This window comes from Rhodococcus erythropolis NBRC 15567, from assembly GCF_001552595.1.
Lineage (GTDB): Bacteria > Actinomycetota > Actinomycetes > Mycobacteriales > Mycobacteriaceae > Rhodococcus_F > Rhodococcus_F erythropolis.
Map to the genome: position 1 here is coordinate 37,949 of NZ_BCRM01000028.1, position 18,469 is coordinate 56,417.

General features: G+C 61.1%; 19 protein-coding genes and 1 riboswitch. Of the genes, 8 read left to right on the plus strand and 11 right to left on the minus strand.

Features of this window, described 5'->3' with window-relative positions; genetic code table 11:
* Positions 1 to 38: 38 nt before the first annotated feature.
* The 3 genes from RE4_RS26145 to RE4_RS26155 form a co-directional block, all read right to left on the minus strand.
* Entirely contained in the window at positions 39 to 305 is a 267-nt protein-coding gene (locus RE4_RS26145) for a 6-carboxytetrahydropterin synthase (protein WP_223257977.1), read from the minus strand.
* A gap of 159 nt (positions 306 to 464) precedes the next feature.
* Positions 465 to 830 (minus strand): metal-sensitive transcriptional regulator, encoded by a 366-nt coding sequence (locus tag RE4_RS26150; RefSeq protein WP_031332788.1) that lies wholly within the window; start codon positions 828 to 830, stop codon positions 465 to 467.
* 198 nt (positions 831 to 1,028) lie between these two features.
* Complete coding sequence (locus tag RE4_RS26155) at positions 1,029 to 1,835, minus strand: DUF8832 domain-containing protein (protein ID WP_060939640.1); 807 nt, start codon at positions 1,833 to 1,835, stop codon at positions 1,029 to 1,031.
* A gap of 251 nt (positions 1,836 to 2,086) precedes the next feature.
* Between RE4_RS26155 and RE4_RS26160 the strand changes: the two genes are divergently transcribed.
* From RE4_RS26160 to RE4_RS26170, 3 genes are all read left to right on the plus strand, one after another.
* A complete protein-coding gene (locus RE4_RS26160; protein WP_020968303.1) occupies positions 2,087 to 3,517 on the plus strand; it encodes an MFS transporter in 1,431 nt (476 codons plus the stop codon).
* Positions 3,518 to 3,590: 73 nt separating this feature from the next.
* Entirely contained in the window at positions 3,591 to 4,118 is a 528-nt protein-coding gene (locus RE4_RS26165) for a carboxymuconolactone decarboxylase family protein (protein ID WP_019746699.1), read from the plus strand.
* Positions 4,102 to 5,424 (plus strand): MFS transporter, encoded by a 1,323-nt coding sequence (locus RE4_RS26170; protein ID WP_201799167.1) that lies wholly within the window; start codon positions 4,102 to 4,104, stop codon positions 5,422 to 5,424. Before RE4_RS26165 ends, RE4_RS26170 begins: the two co-directional genes overlap by 17 nt.
* Before the next feature lie 79 nt (positions 5,425 to 5,503).
* Here RE4_RS26170 and RE4_RS31805 read toward each other — a convergent pair whose 3' ends face one another.
* On the minus strand, positions 5,504 to 5,908 hold the full coding sequence (locus RE4_RS31805; protein WP_306305301.1) for a YHS domain-containing protein: 405 nt from the start codon (positions 5,906 to 5,908) through the stop codon (positions 5,504 to 5,506).
* Between the two features lie 146 nt (positions 5,909 to 6,054).
* Between RE4_RS31805 and RE4_RS26180 the strand changes: the two genes are divergently transcribed.
* Positions 6,055 to 7,014, plus strand: a complete 960-nt coding sequence (locus tag RE4_RS26180) for a DMT family transporter (RefSeq protein WP_060939642.1) — start codon at positions 6,055 to 6,057, stop codon at positions 7,012 to 7,014.
* On the opposite strand, the gene RE4_RS26185 is transcribed toward RE4_RS26180, so the two are convergent.
* The gene (locus RE4_RS26185; protein WP_029254375.1) at positions 7,004 to 7,678 is read right to left on the minus strand and encodes a TetR/AcrR family transcriptional regulator; all 675 of its coding nucleotides are present in this window, start codon (positions 7,676 to 7,678) and stop codon (positions 7,004 to 7,006) included. The genes RE4_RS26180 and RE4_RS26185 overlap by 11 nt on opposite strands.
* Positions 7,679 to 7,836: 158 nt before the next feature.
* Between RE4_RS26185 and RE4_RS26190 the strand changes: the two genes are divergently transcribed.
* Complete coding sequence (locus RE4_RS26190; protein WP_019746694.1) at positions 7,837 to 9,339, plus strand: MFS transporter; 1,503 nt, start codon at positions 7,837 to 7,839, stop codon at positions 9,337 to 9,339.
* 341 nt (positions 9,340 to 9,680) lie between these two features.
* Here RE4_RS26190 and RE4_RS26195 read toward each other — a convergent pair whose 3' ends face one another.
* Together RE4_RS26195 and RE4_RS26200 are read right to left on the minus strand one after the other, a co-directional pair.
* Positions 9,681 to 11,288 carry an ABC transporter substrate-binding protein gene (locus RE4_RS26195; RefSeq protein WP_060939643.1) on the minus strand — a complete coding sequence of 536 codons (1,608 nt, stop codon included), beginning with the start codon at positions 11,286 to 11,288 and terminating at the stop codon, positions 9,681 to 9,683.
* Positions 11,289 to 11,447: 159 nt separating this feature from the next.
* Positions 11,448 to 12,026 (minus strand): CGNR zinc finger domain-containing protein, encoded by a 579-nt coding sequence (locus RE4_RS26200; protein WP_060939644.1) that lies wholly within the window; start codon positions 12,024 to 12,026, stop codon positions 11,448 to 11,450.
* 63 nt (positions 12,027 to 12,089) lie between these two features.
* Between RE4_RS26200 and RE4_RS26205 the strand changes: the two genes are divergently transcribed.
* Together RE4_RS26205 and RE4_RS26210 are read left to right on the plus strand one after the other, a co-directional pair.
* Positions 12,090 to 12,467 (plus strand): hypothetical protein, encoded by a 378-nt coding sequence (locus tag RE4_RS26205; RefSeq protein WP_020906022.1) that lies wholly within the window; start codon positions 12,090 to 12,092, stop codon positions 12,465 to 12,467.
* Between the two features lie 93 nt (positions 12,468 to 12,560).
* Positions 12,561 to 12,905, plus strand: a complete 345-nt coding sequence (locus tag RE4_RS26210; protein WP_019746690.1) for a PH domain-containing protein — start codon at positions 12,561 to 12,563, stop codon at positions 12,903 to 12,905.
* On the opposite strand, the gene RE4_RS26215 is transcribed toward RE4_RS26210, so the two are convergent.
* Positions 12,906 to 14,117 (minus strand): saccharopine dehydrogenase family protein, encoded by a 1,212-nt coding sequence (locus RE4_RS26215; protein ID WP_060939645.1) that lies wholly within the window; start codon positions 14,115 to 14,117, stop codon positions 12,906 to 12,908.
* Positions 14,110 to 15,108, minus strand: coding sequence for an alpha/beta hydrolase family protein (locus tag RE4_RS26220; protein WP_060939659.1), 999 nt, complete (start codon positions 15,106 to 15,108; stop codon positions 14,110 to 14,112). The genes RE4_RS26215 and RE4_RS26220 overlap by 8 nt, the downstream gene beginning before the upstream one ends.
* A gap of 143 nt (positions 15,109 to 15,251) precedes the next feature.
* On the opposite strand from RE4_RS26220, the gene RE4_RS26225 reads away from it, so the two are divergent.
* A complete protein-coding gene (locus tag RE4_RS26225; protein ID WP_060939660.1) occupies positions 15,252 to 16,130 on the plus strand; it encodes a DNA-binding transcriptional regulator in 879 nt (292 codons plus the stop codon).
* Here RE4_RS26225 and RE4_RS26230 read toward each other — a convergent pair.
* Positions 16,109 to 16,723 carry an LLM class oxidoreductase gene (locus RE4_RS26230; protein WP_060939646.1) on the minus strand — a complete coding sequence of 205 codons (615 nt, stop codon included), beginning with the start codon at positions 16,721 to 16,723 and terminating at the stop codon, positions 16,109 to 16,111. The two genes, RE4_RS26225 and RE4_RS26230, sit on opposite strands and share 22 nt — an antisense overlap.
* A 210-nt stretch (positions 16,724 to 16,933) precedes the next feature.
* The gene (locus tag RE4_RS26235; RefSeq protein ID WP_019746685.1) at positions 16,934 to 18,259 is read right to left on the minus strand and encodes an aminotransferase class V-fold PLP-dependent enzyme; all 1,326 of its coding nucleotides are present in this window, start codon (positions 18,257 to 18,259) and stop codon (positions 16,934 to 16,936) included.
* A 53-nt stretch (positions 18,260 to 18,312) separates the two neighbouring features.
* Positions 18,313 to 18,427, minus strand: a riboswitch (SAM riboswitch).
* Between the last annotated feature and the right edge of the window lie 42 nt (positions 18,428 to 18,469).

Sequence of the window (18,469 nt, forward strand, 5' to 3'; positions counted from 1 at the left end):
GATCGATCGAAACCCCTGTGGTAACGAGATATGTCAGATCAGTGCGATCTGACGTATCTCGTTGCCACACCTATCGTCTCGTTGTCCAGCTCGACGTAGGTCAGCTGAGGAATCGTGGACGCAAGTTCCGTGAAAGACCACTTCGCAACGTTCTCGAATGACGGACGGAAATCGAAAATCTCCGGCCAGACACCGCTCGCCAATCGCTCGGCGCACCGATCGACGGACTCGTCGAGAGCGTCCGTGTCGACAAACCATCCACGTTCGCCGAGTTGGTCGTCCTCGAACGAGAACCCGACTCGCATCGTCACACGAAATCCCTCGGCAGGCATCAGCGGCGGCAAATTCTTTGCGTCCCGCACGGGTGCCGGAAGCCGCCGGAAACCCTTGCCTCACAGCGAATGTACGACGGATCTCGATGCTGAACATGACGACCACGGTATCAATGTTCGTCGAGCACAGTTCTACGAGCGAACGAGCCTCGCAATCGCGTCGGTCGCTTCCTTCACCTTTGCCTCCGCCTCGGGACCACCGTCAACGGCAGCTTTGACGACGCAGTGGCTGATGTGGTCCTCGAGCAGCCCCATGGCCACCGCGTGGAGAGCCTTGGTCATCGCCGAAACCTGCGTGAGAATGTCGATGCAGTACTTGTCCTCGTCGACCATGCGCTGCAGGCCGCGGGCTTGACCCTCGATGCGACGCAGGCGCCCTAGGTAGTCGTCCTTGGCGGTGATGTAGCCGTGGGAATCACCCGTGCAGCACACATCGCCGGTCGTATCATTGCCCGGGGCACTGCTTGGAGCGTTGCCCACTGCTGTCGCTTCCGACATTCGATGTCCTCCTGTTCGTCAACGCGTGACCTCGCAACAATTCTCGTTACCGGGGCGATGAGCGGATACTCTTCGACTTCCGTTGTCTTGCAGAGCAATCACTGCGCACATCGCCACGCATTTCGCTACTGCACGAACAGATGGGTGCATGGTGATCGCCCATGCCCGTTTTCCCGTTGCTGCGAAACTCATTCGGTCTCAGTGCCCGTGGTGCGAGTGGCTCGAGTGTTCGACCCCAGGCGTGGTCGCATTGTCGGCCGTCAGAGTGAATTCCGCCGTACGCACCACTTCGCCATGTTTGAAGTCCAGGAACAACCGGTAGTCCTCAGCGCTCGGCATGTTGGCGTAGAAGGTGATTGCCGGTCCAGCCGGCGTGACACCGTCACCCGGATGACCATCCGGATGCACATGGAGATAGGCGAGGTCGGAGGCACGCAACGCGACCAGATGCCCGTACGCGGCAAGGTAGGGCTGCAAGTCTGTGACCGGGATTCCGTCACGACTGACCGAGAGCGTGAGCTTCGATGTCTGGCCGGCATGGGCCGCGCCTTCGAGAGAGACGGTATAGCCGTCGACCGTCGTGACGGCAGCAGCGGCGGGCAACGGCCGAGGATCATAGGACCCGGCGACGCGTACATCCGCACTCAGCGTCATTCCGTCACCCCCGTCCGGGGTGAAGTCAGCGAAGACTCGGTAGTCTCCCGCGTGATCGAAATCGACTGACACACGCCAGTTTCCGTTCTCGTCCAATTCGGGATGCACGTGCTGGAATCCGGTCAGGTCCAGACCGACCACGATCAGATGCAACTGCTTGTCGTGGGTGTCGGTGTACCTGGTCAACGGAGTTCCAACCGAATCCAGGATCCGGAACTGCAAGGGGACATGGCTGCCGACGGCCGCCTCCGACGTTGCCAATTCCAGTGTGTAGCCGTTGCCGCTGAACATCTTGCCCTCCAAAGTTTGGGTCGGCAGCACTTTCGTTGCCGTCTGCGTCGGGTTCAACACTCCTTGAATTCGAACCTGTTGCAATTTGTACCATACCCCCCTAGGGTATGCAACGAACTACTCGAACACCATGAATTCACTCGAAGGAGATCCGATGCGCATCTACGCAGAGCGCCGGCCGAATGAGTTCCAAGAACAGCATTTCCCCGCGCACCTCAACGAAGCGCTGCGCCGATGTCGCCCAGGCTCGCTTTCGACACCCCCTGACCACACGAGCATCACCTATACCCCGTAGAGGTAAGGAACTCAGAATGTCCACACAACCGAAATCCACCCGTAAGTGGTGGGCGTTGGCGTTGATCGCCGCCGCTCAGTTCATGGTCATCATGGACACCTCGATCATCGGTGTCGCTCTCCCCCAGATGCAGAGCGATCTCGGCTTTTCCCAGGAAGGCCTGACCTGGGTCTTCAATGCGTACGTCATCGCATTCGGCGGGCTACTCCTCCTCGGCGGCCGCCTGTCCGACCTGTTCGGCGCCCGCAGAGTGTTCTCCGCTGGTTGGCTGATCCTGCTGATCGGTTCCGTTGTCGCCGGTGCCGCCGGTAACGTTGCCGTCGAACTTGCGGGCCGCGCCGTTCAGGGTGCCGGTGCCGCACTCATCGCACCATCGGCGCTCACCTTGCTGATGATGCTGTTCGGCAGCACGCAGAAAGAGATGACCAAGGCGCTGTCCATCTACGGCGCTGCCGCCCCGGCAGGCGGTACGGCCGGAGTGTTCCTCGGCGGCGTCATCACCGAATACACCAGCTGGCCTTGGGTGTTTTACCTCAACATTCCCATCGCCGTCATCGCGCTGATCGCTACTCCCCTCCTGATGCCGAACGCACCGGCACGTACCGGGTCGATCGACTTCCTCGGCGCACTCGCTGTCACCGCAGGTCTTGCTGTCGGAGTCTTCGGCATCGTCAGAGCACCTGATGTCGGATGGGGATCCGGGCAGACGTGGCTGGCGCTCGCCGTTTCGGCCGCGCTGTTGGGTGCATTCGTGTTGATCCAGTCCAAGCGTCGGGAACCTCTGGTGCGTCTGGGAATCTTCAAGGCGCCCAACCTCGGTGCCGCGAACATCGCTCAGCTCGTCCTCGGCGCTGCCTGGATACCGATGTGGTTCTTCCTGAACCTGTACCTGCAGCAAGTGCTCGGATACAGCGCCTTCCCGGCCGGTGCGGCGCTGCTGCCGATGACGATCTTCGTCATGCTCGGCATGGTCGTCGTGGCACCACGGGCCATGGCACGCTTCGGTGCAAAAGCGATGATCGTGACCGGATTGCTGGTACTGGGAATCGGTTTGGGTTGGATGTCGTTGATCCGGCCCACCGGCAACTTCTGGGTCGACGTACTGCCGGCGTCGCTCGTGGCTGCGGCAGGTATGACGCTGGCGTTCATTCCCTCACTCGGTACGGCGATTTCGGCTGCACGCCCGGAAGAGGGCGGATTGGCTTCCGGCATCGTCAACGTCAGCTACCAGGTCGGCTCGGCTGTCGGCCTCGCGGTGATGACCGCGATCGCAGCAGTGTTCGGCGCTGATCAACTCGGTGACCTGACGGAGTTGACGAACGGTTTCTCCGCCGTGTTCCTGGGAGCAGCCGCCATCGCAGTGGTGGGCGCAGCAATCACCGCGGTCGTGATGCGGTCGACCAAGGTCGACGATCCTCGAACCGTTCAATCCACCGTCAATTCTTGACCAACTCCGGTGGTGGGTTCGGCCGGCTGTCACCAGCCGAACCCACCACCGGCGGAACCACTTAGGACTCGTTATGTCGCGCCTTGCATCTCTCACGCCCACCACCGCTGTCGGTGCATCTAAAGACCTTCTCGCCGAACTCGTCAACCGTCATGGACAGGTCGGTGACATGGTCGCGGCGATGGCTCATTCGCCCGCCGTACTGGGTGGCTATCTGCAACTCAGCCGGGCAATGAAGCGAGCGAAACTGAGCCGCAAGATCACCGAGCGAATCTCGATCGCCGTGCAGGTCCAGCAAGGTTGCGCTGTTTGCCTCGAAGCCCACGTTGCCGCCGCGCACGCCAACGGCGTCGAGGCGGACGAGATCGAGCGTGCCCGCGCGGGCACGTCCGCCGATCCTGCCATCGCGGCAATGATCGACCTCGGACTTCGCGTCTATCGGGAGCCTGCCTCGATTTCAGACGAACACATCGCGGGCCTTCGAGCGCACGGCTACGGTGATCGCGAGATCGCCGACGTCGTCGGAATCGTCGCCCTCAATGTCCTGACCGGAGCTTTCAATCTTGTCGCGGGAGTGAAACCAGATGAACCGGACCGCTAGGACCGCACCGGAACGGAACAGCATGCGTCTGTTCTTGATTCGCGACTATCGCCTGCTCTTCAGCGCCCAGATCATCGCGCTGTTCGGCACCGGATTGGCGACGGTTGCGCTGGGTCTACTCGCCTACGAACTCGCTGGGCCGAGCGCCGGAGCTGTGCTGGCCACCGCGCTGACGATCAAGATGTCCCTGTACGTCGTGATCGCTCCACTCGCGGCGGCGTACGTCGACCGGTTGCCGAGACGGGCTTTCCTCGTTGCCCTCGACGCCCTTCGTGCAGCGGTCGTGATCGCATTGCCCTTCGTCAGCGAGATCTGGCACATCTACGTGCTGGTAGGCGTTCTCCAAGCTGCGTCGGCAGCGTTCACTCCCACGTTCCAAGCGGTCATCCCTGACATCGTGACCGACGAGGCCGATTTCACCCGCGCACTGTCGGCATCGCAGGTCGCTTACACGATGGAAAGCCTGCTCAGCCCTGTTCTTGCCGCAGTCGCACTGTCCTTCATGACATTCAACCTGTTGTTCGTCGCCACCTCCGTGGGCTTTGCGGTCTCGGCACTGCTCGTGCTGGCCACCCGAATCCCCAACGCTCGCCGGAGTACTCACCGCAAGGCGTGGGATCGGATCGCGTCGGGGGTGCGAATCTTCGTGACCACACCGCGACTGCGCGGCATCATGGCACTCAATCTCGTGGTGGCAGCAGCCGGTTCGATCGTCGTGGTCAACACCGTCAACTACGTCCGCGACGAGCTCGGTGGAACCCAATCCGACGTGGCGTGGATGCTTGCCGCGTCAGGCACCGGCACGTTGGTGACCGCGCTGCTTCTTCCACGCGTTCTCGACAGAACCGCTGAACGCACTGTGATGACAGCGGGTTCCGTTGTCTTGGTCGTCAGTGCCAGCGCGGCAGCAGCCCTCGCCGTGGCCGGTGTATTCACGTGGATGCTCACTGCCGCAGTGTGGGCACTCGTCGGCGCCGGGATGGCCATGATCGTCACGCCGACCGGAAAAGTACTTCGGCGCTCCGTCGACCCCGCAGGTATACCGGAGGTGTTCGCAGCCCAGTTCTCCCTGTCACACCTCGCCTGGCTTGTCACCTATCCGATCGCCGGATGGGTGGGTTCGAGCGCGGGATTTGCGGTCACCTGGAGCATCCTTGCAGCGCTTGCCGCAGTGGGAGCCGTTGCAGGATTTGCACTTTGGCCTCGGGAGACAGTTGCTGAATTGCCCGTACAAGCGACGTACGAAACCACGCGAGGCGAATGCACCTTGGCGGCCACCCAGTGCGCGTGCGCTCGCACCGTCTGATGTCGACGGTCTGCCCGAACCCCGATTGGGCCTCAACGAAAGTGGTGGTGCAGCCATCGCCTGCACCACCACTTTTCGCTCAGCTCACGTCAGCGTACTTCCGCGGATTTGCGTCGAATCGAGGACCACAACCCTTGCAGCAAAACCAGTACCGATTACCTTCGTAGTCACGGAACAGGCCTTCCGCTTCGGCACGCGCCTTTTCGATCACACTGCCGGGCATGACCCGACATTCGACGAGTTCACTACTGCCAGAGTTGAGTAGGTCTTTCCCACCGGTCGGCATCGCCGTACCGACAGTGCCTACAGCGCCATTGGCGTCGGCCTTCGGGGTATTTCCACAGCCACAACTACTCATTGGGATTCCTGTTCTTTTGCTGGACGGATGTGGCCCGGAAAGCGAGCCCGACACAACCACCAATATACCCCCTATAGGTATATTGGAGATAACTTGAAGGTCTGCGCGTACAGCACCTCGACACATAAACCATTGCAGGAGAACGAATAATGCGTCCCCAGTCTCGGATCACCTACAGCATCATGACACAAGAAGAATTATACCTACTGGGGGTATAGGGTAGGTCTGGCATCGGCCATCCATGTCCGCGAGGTCGTCGACGAAGAGGCGCAATGAAGAACTGGAAAGCAATCGGCAGCAGCCGATTCGCCGTGGTTGGAGCTTTGCTGTTGGTCGGCGCGCTCTGGGGAAGCTCGTTCCCCCTCGTTGCGGTGGCAGCACCAACACTCGGCGCCGTCGGCACGACGCACGGCCGCTTCATTGTTGCAGCGTTGGTTCTCGCACTGATAACGGCTTCCAGCAGATCGACCTGGCGCGCGGTCGGTCACCGGTTTCCTGCATTCCTACTGCTGGCAGCCCTCAACGTCGCTGGGCCCCTGACGCTTGTCGCAACTGCGATCGTCGGCCTCAACTCGTCGACGGCGTCGATCCTGAATGCCACGACGCCGATGTTCACCGTATTCGTCGCCGCTTTCTGGCTTCGACAAAAGATCACCTGGCGAAAAGTCTCGGGGGTCGCGATCGGCATCGTCGGCGTCTCGGTGCTCGTCGGTGGAATTCCGTCAGCGATCGACAGTCACGCAATGCTGGCCATTGGCGCATCTTTGACCGCGGCGCTGCTGTACGCAGTCGGAGGTGTCTACGCACGAAAGTCGTTCCAGGACACTCCACCGATGACACTAGCCCTCGGACAACAACTTGCCGCGGTTGCCCTATTGATGCCCGTGTCCGCCGTCGCTCCCCCACCGGGGCCCATAACCGTCGGTCCACTCATCGCCGTGGCAGCCCTGGGGCTGGGGGCTACCGCCGGTGGCTACCTGGTCTACTTCTGGATAATTCGTCAGGCGGGTCCAGTCGCGGCATCGGCCGTCACTCTTCTCGTTCCGATTTCGGCATCAGCCATCGGAGTGCTGTGGTTGAACGAGCCTGTTACCTTCGCGCTCGTTGGCGGTCTTGTCATCATTCTTGCCGGAGTGGGCTTGCTCCTGGATCTTCCGCCGACGCGAGATCCATTGCGCAGGGTTGCCCCGGGGCGGGCGGCTAGCGCGGACAAACGGCCGGTCAGCGGCTGATCGGAGCCGTCCAAAGTCCGACCAGCGCGTCGACGAGGTCGGTCGTGAAGTCCTCCCATGACGTGACCGCTTCCGGCCCCTCTTCGGCAAGCGTGCGCTCACGTTCGGCGAACATGTGCACGATCGCATTGCGTCCGATGTCCGCGCGGGCGCGTCGAACACTCATCGGCATGTCGGCCAGACAGTCAGAGAGTCCCCGAAGCGTCTCCTGCAGGGTGGGCGAGGCCAATACCTCGTCGTAGACGATTTTCCGCAGGACCGGGTCGGTGAGAATCTGTGCACTGAACCGCGCGTACCAAGTCGGGCCACCCATTTCGGCGTAGTGATCGGTCGACGCCCGAACCAGACACGAAATCCAGTCACGAACGTTTGTGGACCCTTCGATCTCACACAGCAGTTCGCCACGCTTCTTCTCGACCTGCTGGGAATGCTTGTTCACGATCGCGCGGACCAGATCGGTCTTGGTCCCGAAGTGGTATCCGACGGCTGCATTGTTGCCCTGACCTGCCGCTTCACTCACCTGGCGGTTCGAAACCGCGAAGACTCCGTGCTCGGCGAACAGCTGCTCGGCGACGGCGAGAATGCGGTCTCGGGTTGCAGCAGAGCGCGCGGAATTTGCGGCGCCGCCGACGTCGGCCGACGCGTCCTCAGTCCTCGTAGTCATGGACACCATCATCCTCGACCATCCGAAGCTGCTCGGCACCGGAGATATTCGTCACGATCGGAGGCGCACCCTTCCGTTAAGTCAGTCACTTGATTTAACTTTAGTTCAATCAACTGACTTAAACCATTATTCGTTCTTCCTCCGATGGAGTTACCGCAATGTCGTCAACCACTTCTCCACCACCGACAACGCCGCCACAGACAACGAAGTCGCCAGCCACCACCGCAGTGGTGGCTGTTCTGGCGTTTTCCGGCATCGTCGTCTCGCTCATGCAGACGCTGGTCATCCCGATCATCCCGCATCTGCCCGAGTACCTGAACGCGCCGGCGTCCGATACCGCGTGGGCTGTGACCGCCACGTTGCTCGCCGCCGCCGTCGCCGTCCCGACCATGGGCCGCTTGGGCGACATGTTCGGCAAACGCCGTCTGCTCCTGATCAGCATGGCGCTGTTGGTAACCGGTTCCGTGGTCGGAGCCCTCAGTTCAAGCGTTATCCCCCTCGTTGCCGGCCGAATCCTGCAAGGCCTTGCTGCCGGTGTCATTCCGCTGGGTATCAGTGTGATGCGCGACGTGCTTCCACCCAAGAAGCTCGCCGGCGCTGTTGCGATGATGAGCGCTTCGCTGGGAGTCGGTGGCGCTCTGGGGCTTCCGATCGCGGCTTTGATCGCCGAGTACGCCGACTGGCACGTCCTGTTCTGGGCGTCAGCCGTGCTCGGCGCGCTTGCGGCCGTTCTTGTTGTCGTCCTGGTCCCCGAATCGGCGGTTCGCACAGGAGGCACGTTCGATTTCGGCGGAGCAATCTCACTCTCAGCCGCCCTCATCGCTCTTCTACTCGCAATTTCCAAGGGTGGCGACTGGGGTTGGACGAGCACGCTCACGCTTTCCCTGTTCGGCGCCGCGATCCTGATATTCGGATTCTGGGCATGGTGGGAACTACGCACCCCCAAGCCGCTGGTGGATCTACGCGTATCCATCCGCCGCCAGGTGCTCTTCACCAACCTCGCATCCATCGTGTTCGGATTCGCGATGTTCGCCGCCAGCATGGTCTTTCCCCAGGTAGTCCAGTTGCCTGAAATCACTGGTTACGGCCTCGGCGGTTCGATGCTCACCGCAGGTCTGGTCATGGCTCCCTCCGGCATCATCATGATGCTGATCTCTCCGCTGTCCTCACGCATCACCAATTCGCACGGCCCCAAAGTGACGCTCATGCTCGGCGCCATTGTGGTCGCAATCGGTTACGGCATCGGCATTTTCGCCATGCACTCGATTTGGGAACTGATCGTGATCGCAGTAATCATCGGCGCCGGTACCGGTATGGCTTACGGCGCAATGCCCGCTCTCATCATGGGGGCTGTTCCTCCGTCCGAGACCGGAGCGGCCAACAGCTTCAACACTCTGATGCGCTCCCTCGGTACATCATTCGCCAGCGCCATCGCGGGTGTCGTCATCGCCCAGATGACCATGTCCGTCGGTGGGGCAACGCTGCCGTCGGAGAACGCTTTCCGCGTCGTCATGGCCCTCGCTGCCGGATCCGCCGTCATCGCACTCGTCCTGGCCGGTTTCCTCCCTCGGTTCAACGGCTCGAACTCCCGCAAGGAGATTGGTAGCCAGCACACCGATACGTCCCCGACCACGTCGAAGGAATCCGTCCCGACGCACTGAGCAAGTGCGCAACACACACAGCACGGCCCCGGCGGAGTCCAACTCCGCCGGGGCCGACGCGTTTCACACATTTTGCGGTTGATACACCTGCAGACGACCGTTTCGTGACATGCTCCGTTGAGATGGGTGCTCGTTCGATACTCGGGGAAAGGATGCCGCGATCGCCGCTCCTCGTGCTGACGTCGCCCTTGCCGTCGCCGCTGCTGCCGTCCTGGGCATAGGCGTCGGTGTTCTTCTTGCCGATGTCGTCGCCGGCCTGGCTGCAGGTGCCGGTGCTGCAGTGGTATTTCGGTTTGCACTTCGGATGATCAATACCCGAAAGTGAGCGTTTGCCGAGGGTCCTACTTCAGGACACGGATCGCCGAGCCCGGAAGGATTCCGCTCGACGGCGGGTAGATCGACGTTGCGCCGTTGAAGAACATGTGAGCGGGAGTCGTGGATACCGGCAGCAGGTCGATGTCGTTGAACAACGCGCGCTCACTTTCCTCCCAGGCCTTGCAGGACTCGTCACCGGGAAGAAGCGAAGCCTCAGTGGACAATTCGATGTACTTCTTGTTGTCGAGGGAAGCGAAGTTCACTCCTTCAGGTTTGGGCGGGCCGGTGAAGTACTTCGCAAAGATGCTCGGCGTATCACTCCCCAGCGTCAAACCGATGGAAACGTCCCACGACGACAGGTCGGTGGTGCTGAATGTGTTGGCAATGACGAAACTGTAGTCGCCGCCGGTCAGTTTCACCTTCGCGCCCAGTCCTTCCCACTGTGTTGCTACGTATTCCGCGGCGGCAGAGTTTGTATCGCGTGAGTTGTTGAAAATTACGTTGAGGGCAAGCGGTCGACCGTCCTTCGTCAGGAGGCCGTCGGGACCCGCCTTCCAACCTGCGTCGGACAGCGTTTTCTTTGCTGCATCGACGTCGAAATCGGGGATCGTCCCTTCGACACTGTTGTAGTCGCAGGCAAGGGGTTCCGAAACCGCGAGGGCGCGTGCACGGGTTCCTTTACCGCCGGTGGTGATCTCGGTGTAGTCGTCCAGGTCTACTGCCTGCACGAGGGCCTGCCGTACAGCACGGTCTGCCGTGGGTAGGGCCGCGAAATGATTGAAGATGAACTCGCCGGACAACGTGGTGTAGGTCTTCGAATCCAGACCCGCTGCCAAGACTCGTTCCTCGTCCGAACCGGTCACCGCCGCGGCATTCACTCCACCGGTGAGAACAAGATTCGCCGTCGTACTCGGATCGGTGACAATCTTGATCGTCACTGTCTTCGGCACCCCGAGAGTGTCGGAAGTGGTCTCACCGTTCGGACTCCAGGTGTAACCGTCGCGGCGTTCCATCGTGATGTGATCGTTGGGAACAACTTCGGTGACCTTGAACAGACCCGTTCCGTTACTACTCGAACGGATACTGGCCGGGTCTTCGAGCGTCGCAGCGCACGGAAGCCGCATCGAGCCTATTCGGGAGAGCAAGAAGGGTGCCGGTTCGGCTGTAGTGACCGTCAGTTCGTCACCGTTCGCGGACGCGACCGTCGACGACGGCACGGTGGATCCTCGTAGCGGTGAAGCGTTTTCAGGGTCCATGACCCAGTTGATGTCATCGGCTGCGGTCTGCGCGGTGAAGGAAGTGCCGTCGGCACAAGTGACGCCCTTCTTGAGCACGAACTTCAGCGTGTTTCCTTCTTCACGCCAACTCTCCGCCAGATACGGACGCACCGTGCGGGTTTGCGCATCGATGTCGATCAACGAATCGTACGAGTACGCGTTCACGATCTGAGTCGACGTAAGGTTTGTGATCAGAGGGTGCAGATTTCCGGGATCGGCGTTGATGACAGTCGTGAAACTGCCGTCCTTTGCATACTCACCGACCGAACCTTCGGGACTGGATGCGCCGCCACACCCGGCCAGAGTGAATACGCCAACGCTGATAACTGCTGTCGCGGAGACAGAACGGGCTTTCATACGAGCCGCCATCTACTAGGAGTTGCCATGGCGACAATCGTGCGGGACTGACGTGGTCTGTATCTCGTTGAAGTTCCCCATACAGTCGGCCGTACTCTGTTCGATTGTCACTATCGACCGGGCAATCGCAGACGCTAAGTACGACGCCATCGTTGACGACTAAGTACGACGCTGCCGTTGACGGTGATTCGCGACGTTGATTCGGTTGCCGCACAACGCCGGCATGCAGTAGCGGCGTCGCCCTCCCCGGCTTGTATCGACAAACACCCCGTTGCACGTCGGCGACGCGCATGGGCGGAATCGTTCGTACCCCAATGTGCGCAGAGTCCCCAGCAACGAGTAGCCGATCAATAATGTTAGTTCGCCCGTGAGATCGATTCTTCTGTCCGGTAACGCATTCCATCGATAGTCGAACTGGGCATCAGGCACGAGTCGAACGTGATGCGGGACAGTCTGCAGGAGTTGATCAGTGCGATCAACGAGCTCATCAGAAGTCGGAGCATCGAGAATCGAACGAATCGCCTCTCTGAGTGCCTGCACGTCGGCAAGTTCACCGCCGGTAAGCCGACGCCCGTTGCGGAGCGCATCCGGCGAGAGTCCATGTTCATCCAGTAGATCGTGAAGCGCCTGAGGATCACGCAACGCGTCGCCTGCCTCCACCCACACGCGGGGCGAGGTGTTGACCAGGTCGGTCGCGAACGACGCACCGACGACGTAATCGTCTAAAACTACTTGCATCCCTTACCGTCCTGCCTTACCGTAATTGAATAACCCAACTTTACACCTTACGGAGGCGGCGGGATGAAACATTGCGCAGACCACAGACTGCCCGAGATACTCCGAGACACTCATCACCGATTGCGCCGCGCCGGCACCGTGGCATCGGAGACGCCTGTCGTCGCTGCCGATCTCTACTGGTCGATCGGCGCACTCGCCCAGTGCCTGACCGCGATGGACGAGGTCATTTCACAACTTGGAATCAATGCCCGAAAGCAGTTGCGAGCTGGAAAGTTCGACGTCCAGAGCGGACCGTTCGAAGGAGAGCCCGACGCCGCCTTACTCACCGCAGTTCTTGCGCTCGCCAGAGCATCGAGTAGTTGCGAACCGGTTCAGGCGGCAATCGGCAACGCTCAGATCGCGGTGAGCGATCTCGTCGTCGCGAGGACTACCAGCGCCTGAGACTCGGGCGGGCCACCCGCTCCCAGTAGAGACTGTATGGTTGGTTTTCGGCATCCGCCGAGAGCGTCGAACAGCAGGGACCGGGTTTTCACTGTGAGTACAGGGACATCAACGATCTACGAGGACAGGACCGTCCGAATCGACGATCAGGGCGTCACGATCCGCCACTATTACTTCCCGTTTGTCAGCAAGTTCGTTCCGTACTCACAGATCGAATCCGTCGACCTCGGAGTCATGTCATGGCTGAGTGGACGCTTACGAATTTGGGGAACAACAGATTTCAGCTCGTGGTACAGCCTGGATCTTTCACGCCCGTGGAAGGAGACCGCGGTGGTACTCACCCTCGCCGGCCGCGGAGCGCCTTCATTCAGCCCCAAGGACGCAGATCGCGTCGAGACCGAAATCCGCAGTCGCATCGGATCGCACGCCGCGAACTGACTAGCGAAACTCGGATTCGACGGTAACGATGTCACGCCAGTCGGTTCGACCGAACAACCGCGCCAGTGCAGTGAACAGAACGTCCGGGTCGATGACACTCTCGGCTGAGTGCACACCGACCCGATCCCGAATCGTTCCGTCGGCCAGCCGGGACACCACCTGAGCAAGGCCGAGCGCCAAGGGGATTCCGGTTGCACCGGCCATGTCCGACAGTAACTCCGATACCGGTGAATCGTCAGCGATCCGTGCCACGACGCGCATCTCTCGACCTTCGCGCACCCCGGTCGCCGAGGCGAAAAACAACGGCAAGGATCCATGACCGGCACGCGTGAGCATTCGAGGCGCAGCACGGATCATCCGCCGGAGCGAGGGCTTGCCCAATTCTTCAGCAGCCGAGTCGAGATCGATTCTCCCCTTGTCGATATCGGAGCGGAGAACGTCGAGGAACGCCACGGTTTCCGGTGTGATCACCATCAGATTTGCCGAATGCCCTGCAGGATTGATGGTCCGATGAAACATCACCGGCTCCGGATGCCCGACCACGTAAGCGTTCCCCCGACGTCCGCCGGGCAGTTCGAGTGCGATGGAACGCAACGGTTCTTCGTTGACGATTCGCCCCGCACGAACCACTGGAACCGTGCCGCTGATCTGCTGCATCCAGTGAACGGCCGCTGCAGTCAATGTGTCCACCGACTCGTCCTCGCCCTCGACATCAACCGGCCAGGCTGTATACAGATCGTCGACCACGTCCAATCGCGAGACTGCCATCGCGGCCAGGAGGTTACTCATCCCGGGACTTGCGCCCATGCCGACTACCGCACAGATTCCGGCCCCCCTCGCGGCACAGTCCAATTCCAGCATGTCGACGGCCGGCTCCCAGTCGTCGCAGATGTCGAGATAGTGAGTCCCGGTCTCGATCGCTGCCTGGAGAATGCCGACGCCGAAACGGAAGAACGGTCCGACCGTATTGACGACCACGTCTGCGCCGTCAAGCAATTCACGTAGCGTGCGACCGTCCGTGACGTCGATGCTGCGCGCCTCGACTTCCGCTGACGCCTGCGCCAGTTCAACTGAAAGACGCTTCGCAGCATCGATATCGCGATCCGCGACTACTACCTTGCCGATTCCCGGCAATGTTGCAGCAAGACGAACTGCTGCCGAGCCCATGGCACCGGCACCACCCAGTGCGACAACCGTGATTCCGTCAGCCATGAATTCCCTCCAAAAATGCAGTCTGATCCGCTAGATAGCCGGGAGCGAAGATCGAACGGGGAGCAAGAACGGCCACCAGAGCCGACATCAATTCCGAGTCTTCGAGGTCCTTCTCCACAATCGAGTGAGTGGCGTCGGGGTACTTCTTGACCACCAGTTGCCCTGGCGAGTCGAGTAATTCGCGGTACACCCTTTCGGTATCAGCCACGTCGACGTTGACGTCTTGTCCGCCGATGATCAAGAGCACCGGAACCTTCACGGTTTCGAGATCGGCTCGCGCATCCGAGAGGTAGTTCTTTCGGATGAAGTTCCACCGGTCTTCGGTGAGACCGTCGGCCTCGCCGGAGGCCACGAGATCGTCGAACGATGCATCACGGGCCAACTGATCCAAGTTCTTCGCACGATCGACCCGCGCTTTCTCGAACTCGTCGGCCGACGCATTTCTCTCGGAAAGTTCTGCAAGGGTATTGAATTCGCCTTGTTGGAGCCAGTTGATCGCGGGACCCACGGCAATGACGAACGCTACGTCCGGGTCGAGGTTCACCACCTTGGGCATCACCCACCCTGCCTGGCTTGCACCCCACAGACCGATACGAGACGGATCGATATCCGAACGTCCCCGCGCCCACTCGATTGCCGCTTCCGTTTCTGCCGCGCGATCGTCCATGCTCTGATCGAGCCAATTGCCCGGTGCCCCATTCACCCCCGGCTTGTCCCAGGAGAGTGACGCGTACCCCGCCTTTGCGAACGCCTCCCACACCGGTCGATAGAACGTCTCATGTGTTGCATCGACCGGGCCGTCTCCGTGGACTAAAACCACGAGCCCGAAGGGACCGTCACCGTGTTCGGGCAGTGCAAGGACTCCCTGGAGCGGCACCGATCCCCCGGTGATCGTCACTTTTTCCTCACGGATGTCATAGGTGTTCTGGTACAGCGTCCAGCCCACCAGAGTCGCGATCAGAACAACGACCACCGCCGGGGAAGTAACCATCCACCTGCGTAAACGAGGCTTACTCTTGCCCTCGCTCATCGATTCCGCTGCCATCTTCCCGCCCTAACGTACGAATTTGAAACGATCGTATTGCATTCGATAGTACAGTTGTGGGCGAAGATGTCGAGAAGCGAGGAAAGGACATGGCGATGACCGACAGGGACGTCGATGTACCCACGAGGATCTTGATCGAGGGACTACTGCGCACGGACGGAACTGTCGACGGACGCACCCTTTATGCCACCGCCGACGCCCTCGGCAAAACTGATCAACAGGTTCGGCTGTGCATCAAGCGGTTGGTCACCGAGGGGAAGTTCACTCAGGAAGGTCGCGGGCGGCAGGCCACGCTACGAGCAACGCCGAAAGCCCTGCGCGAGATGGAACCCGACGTCGAATTCGTTCGGCTGGCCTATCAACAAGACCGCGACACTGTGACGCCGTGGGACGGGTATTGGCACCTGGCCGGATTCGCAATTCCGGAGTCGTCACGGAAAGCGCGAGATGCGCTGCGTACCAGGGTCGTTTACCTCGGCGGCGCGCTCGTCCAGGGCGGTCTGTACGTCTCGCCGCACGCCTGGGAACCGTATATTCGCGATGCGGCCGCCGAACTCGACGTCGAACAGCACCTGTCTTCTCTTACCACTCGAGATCTGAAAGTGGGCATGCTCGAAGACCCTGTGAAGATTGCCGCGCAGTTGTGGCCACTGGACCAGATCGCTGACGGATACGAACGGCTACTCGACGTAGCGACCGCACGCCTGCACAAACTGCAGAACAGTCCGGGTACCGATGCTGTCACGATGACCATCGAACTCGCAGCGGAATTCACGCGAGCCATGGAACCGGATCCGCTGTTGCCACCGGAACTACTGCCCACCAACTGGATCGGCACGAGGGCTCGGTCGATCACTGCGCAATGCTGGACGCTTCTGGCACAGGTGGACGGTGCCGACGACTTACCGTCGCTGTTCCACCTGTACTCAGATGCAATCGGTGACGATCAGGACGCGAGCGTGCGCTGACGGGGTGGCAGTCCGAAACGCCCGAGAACCTCGTCGACTGCGGTGGACGGTGTGACAAGTCCGCGATCCTGAAGCCACGGAATGGTGCTGTCCACCAGATGCTCGAGCGTGCGAGGCAATGCGAGAGGCAGCAACGTAACGCCGTCGGCGACCTCGGCAGCTCGGATATCGGCGATCAAACTGCCGAGACCGGAAGGCGTTCCGACGTAGTGAAGCGAAACGGGAACCCGCGGCGCCGTCAACGCGCTGTCCAACTGTGCAAGCTCTTTACGGGCGGAGCGAGCTTCCGGCGCGATCAGAATCTCGAGATCGACCAGTACTGCGACGCTGTCGGGATCGCGTCCTTCTTCGGCGACAGCAGCGCGTATCCGTGCACGTTCGAGCTGTGCCTCACGCAGGTCCGCAGCGCGAATCCGAACCACATTGGTAGGGAATGAAGCTAAATCGAGAGGCTTTTCGCCCTCGGTGAGGTCCACCCAGTAGTCGCCGCCGATGATGGGCAGGTTGCCGGGTGCGCCCTCAGCTGCCGGATGGTGACCGGATCCGGTCAACTCGACCGCTACGTGCAGAGAATGCGAAGCGCGTGAAGACATGTGAGACCTCCGAAAATCAGAAAAGTATGGGATGAGCGAGACGAATCGTCAGCTCGAACACATTCCTGACGAGGTGCGGCACAGATCGACATGGCGACGGCACCACTGACCGAGAGTGATGCTCACTCTCGAAGGGGTGGCGGGGAAATCCGCTGGTGCCATGGCTGCCATGCTAGTTGTCCGTTCGAGTTTTCGGGGACCGAGCTCAGCTCAGACGCACTCGGCTGCGCCGGCGTTGTCGTCTGCGGCTCCGAGGAAGGGGCGGGTCTCGGGCACGGGGTTCCACGCACCGGCAGTCTTGGCGTAGTTCCAATCACGCTGATTCGAAACCAGGATGTTCACGGCGTCTACCAACCGCGTCACGTCGTCCGAACTACTACCGAGGCCGAGGCTGGCGCGAACTGCACCGCCGGAGAGGCCGAGGCGTGCGAGAACCGGGTGTGCGCAGAAGCGACCGTCGCGAACTCCGATGCCGTGCTCGGCGGAGAGGAATGCGGCGATTTCGCCCGCTTCGAATCCGTCGACGGTGAAGGTGACGATTCCGACGGCGTCCGGTGCGTCATTCCACAGTCGCACGAGCGAGACGCCCTCGATGGCGGACAATCCGTCGGTGAGCTGGGCCGTGAGTGCCTTCTCGTGCTCGGCGATGACGTCGAAGTCCAGCGCGTGCAGGGTTTCGCATGCGGTCGCGATGGCTGCCGCACCGAGAACGTTGGGGGAACCTGCCTCGTGGCGGGCAGGCGCGCAGGCCCACTCCGTGGACTCGATCGTCACCTCACGCACGGCGCCGCCGCCGGCGAGGTACGGCTGAGCCTCGTCGAGCCAGTCACGGCGTCCGACCAGAACACCCGCGCCGAAGGGCGCATAGAGCTTGTGACCGGAGAAAGCGATGTAGTCGACGCCGCATTCCTGCAGGTCGATGCGACGGTGGGGAGCCAGCTGAGCAGCGTCGACGAGGATACGTGCGCCGCAACGATGAGCGATGTCAGCCAAGCGTGCAATCGGCAGGATCTCGCCGGTCACATTGGAGGCACCGGTGATTGCGAGCAGCGCTGCAGGCTTGGTGCACAGTTCACCGATCAGACGCTCGATCGTCTCTTCGATGGTGTCTGCGGCGGTGACGATACGAGCGTCGTTCCACGGCAACAGGTTTGCGTGATGCTCGACATCGAGGACGACGGTGCTGCCGGGGACGCACTGCGCAAGCAGGTTCAGCGAATCGGTGGTGTTCCGGGTGAAGACGACAACCTGATCGTCGGCACAATTCACGAAACGAGCAACGGATTCACGAGCGTTCTCGTAGGTGAGCGTGGAGATCCGAGACGCGTAGCCGGCACCGCGGTGGACGCTGGCGTATGTCGGCAGCAACTCGGCGATACGGTCGGTGACCTGGGCCAATGCCGGCGCACTCGCGGCGTAGTCGAAGTTGGCGTAGGAGCATTCGCCACCCTGAACCAGTGGAACCTGCAGGTCAGCACCCGAAACCTTGGCAATCGCGGTGGTGCGGCAGGTGTCGGCACTCAATACAGCAGTCATCGAAGACAATCCTCACGTTCAAGGACTCGTTCGTCGGGTGATGGCCCCGGAAGAGTCCGCGCTTGCCGCATTCGTTTTCGAACGCAGCCGGGTCGTCACCCGGAGCACCCCACCGCGGAGGAGGGTTGCCGACCAGCAAGCCGGGGCTGAACACTGGTACTCGTGACCTGGCAACGAGGATGGCAGGAACCTCCCGTGCTTGTCAAGACG

Bases quoted from the DNA above. Each gene is read 5' to 3' on its own strand.
- RE4_RS26165 (WP_019746699.1), top strand. From the start codon at position 3,591: ATGTCGCGCCTTGCATCTCTCACGCCCACCACCGCTGTCGGTGCATCT.
- RE4_RS26145 (WP_223257977.1), bottom strand. From the start codon at position 305: ATGCGAGTCGGGTTCTCGTTCGAGGACGACCAACTCGGCGAACGTGGA.
- RE4_RS26160 (WP_020968303.1), top strand. From the start codon at position 2,087: ATGTCCACACAACCGAAATCCACCCGTAAGTGGTGGGCGTTGGCGTTG.
- RE4_RS26150 (WP_031332788.1), bottom strand. From the start codon at position 830: ATGTCGGAAGCGACAGCAGTGGGCAACGCTCCAAGCAGTGCCCCGGGC.
- RE4_RS26200 (WP_060939644.1), bottom strand. From the start codon at position 12,026: ATGCAAGTAGTTTTAGACGATTACGTCGTCGGTGCGTCGTTCGCGACC.
- RE4_RS26220 (WP_060939659.1), bottom strand. From the start codon at position 15,108: ATGGTTACTTCCCCGGCGGTGGTCGTTGTTCTGATCGCGACTCTGGTG.
- RE4_RS26195 (WP_060939643.1), bottom strand. From the start codon at position 11,288: ATGAAAGCCCGTTCTGTCTCCGCGACAGCAGTTATCAGCGTTGGCGTA.
- RE4_RS26170 (WP_201799167.1), top strand. From the start codon at position 4,102: ATGAACCGGACCGCTAGGACCGCACCGGAACGGAACAGCATGCGTCTG.
- RE4_RS26235 (WP_019746685.1), bottom strand. From the start codon at position 18,259: ATGACTGCTGTATTGAGTGCCGACACCTGCCGCACCACCGCGATTGCC.
- RE4_RS26180 (WP_060939642.1), top strand. From the start codon at position 6,055: ATGAAGAACTGGAAAGCAATCGGCAGCAGCCGATTCGCCGTGGTTGGA.
- RE4_RS26230 (WP_060939646.1), bottom strand. From the start codon at position 16,723: ATGTCTTCACGCGCTTCGCATTCTCTGCACGTAGCGGTCGAGTTGACC.
- RE4_RS26215 (WP_060939645.1), bottom strand. From the start codon at position 14,117: ATGGCTGACGGAATCACGGTTGTCGCACTGGGTGGTGCCGGTGCCATG.
- RE4_RS26190 (WP_019746694.1), top strand. From the start codon at position 7,837: ATGTCGTCAACCACTTCTCCACCACCGACAACGCCGCCACAGACAACG.
- RE4_RS26225 (WP_060939660.1), top strand. From the start codon at position 15,252: ATGGCGATGACCGACAGGGACGTCGATGTACCCACGAGGATCTTGATC.
- RE4_RS31805 (WP_306305301.1), bottom strand. From the start codon at position 5,908: ATGTGTCGAGGTGCTGTACGCGCAGACCTTCAAGTTATCTCCAATATA.
- RE4_RS26205 (WP_020906022.1), top strand. From the start codon at position 12,090: ATGAAACATTGCGCAGACCACAGACTGCCCGAGATACTCCGAGACACT.
- RE4_RS26185 (WP_029254375.1), bottom strand. From the start codon at position 7,678: ATGACTACGAGGACTGAGGACGCGTCGGCCGACGTCGGCGGCGCCGCA.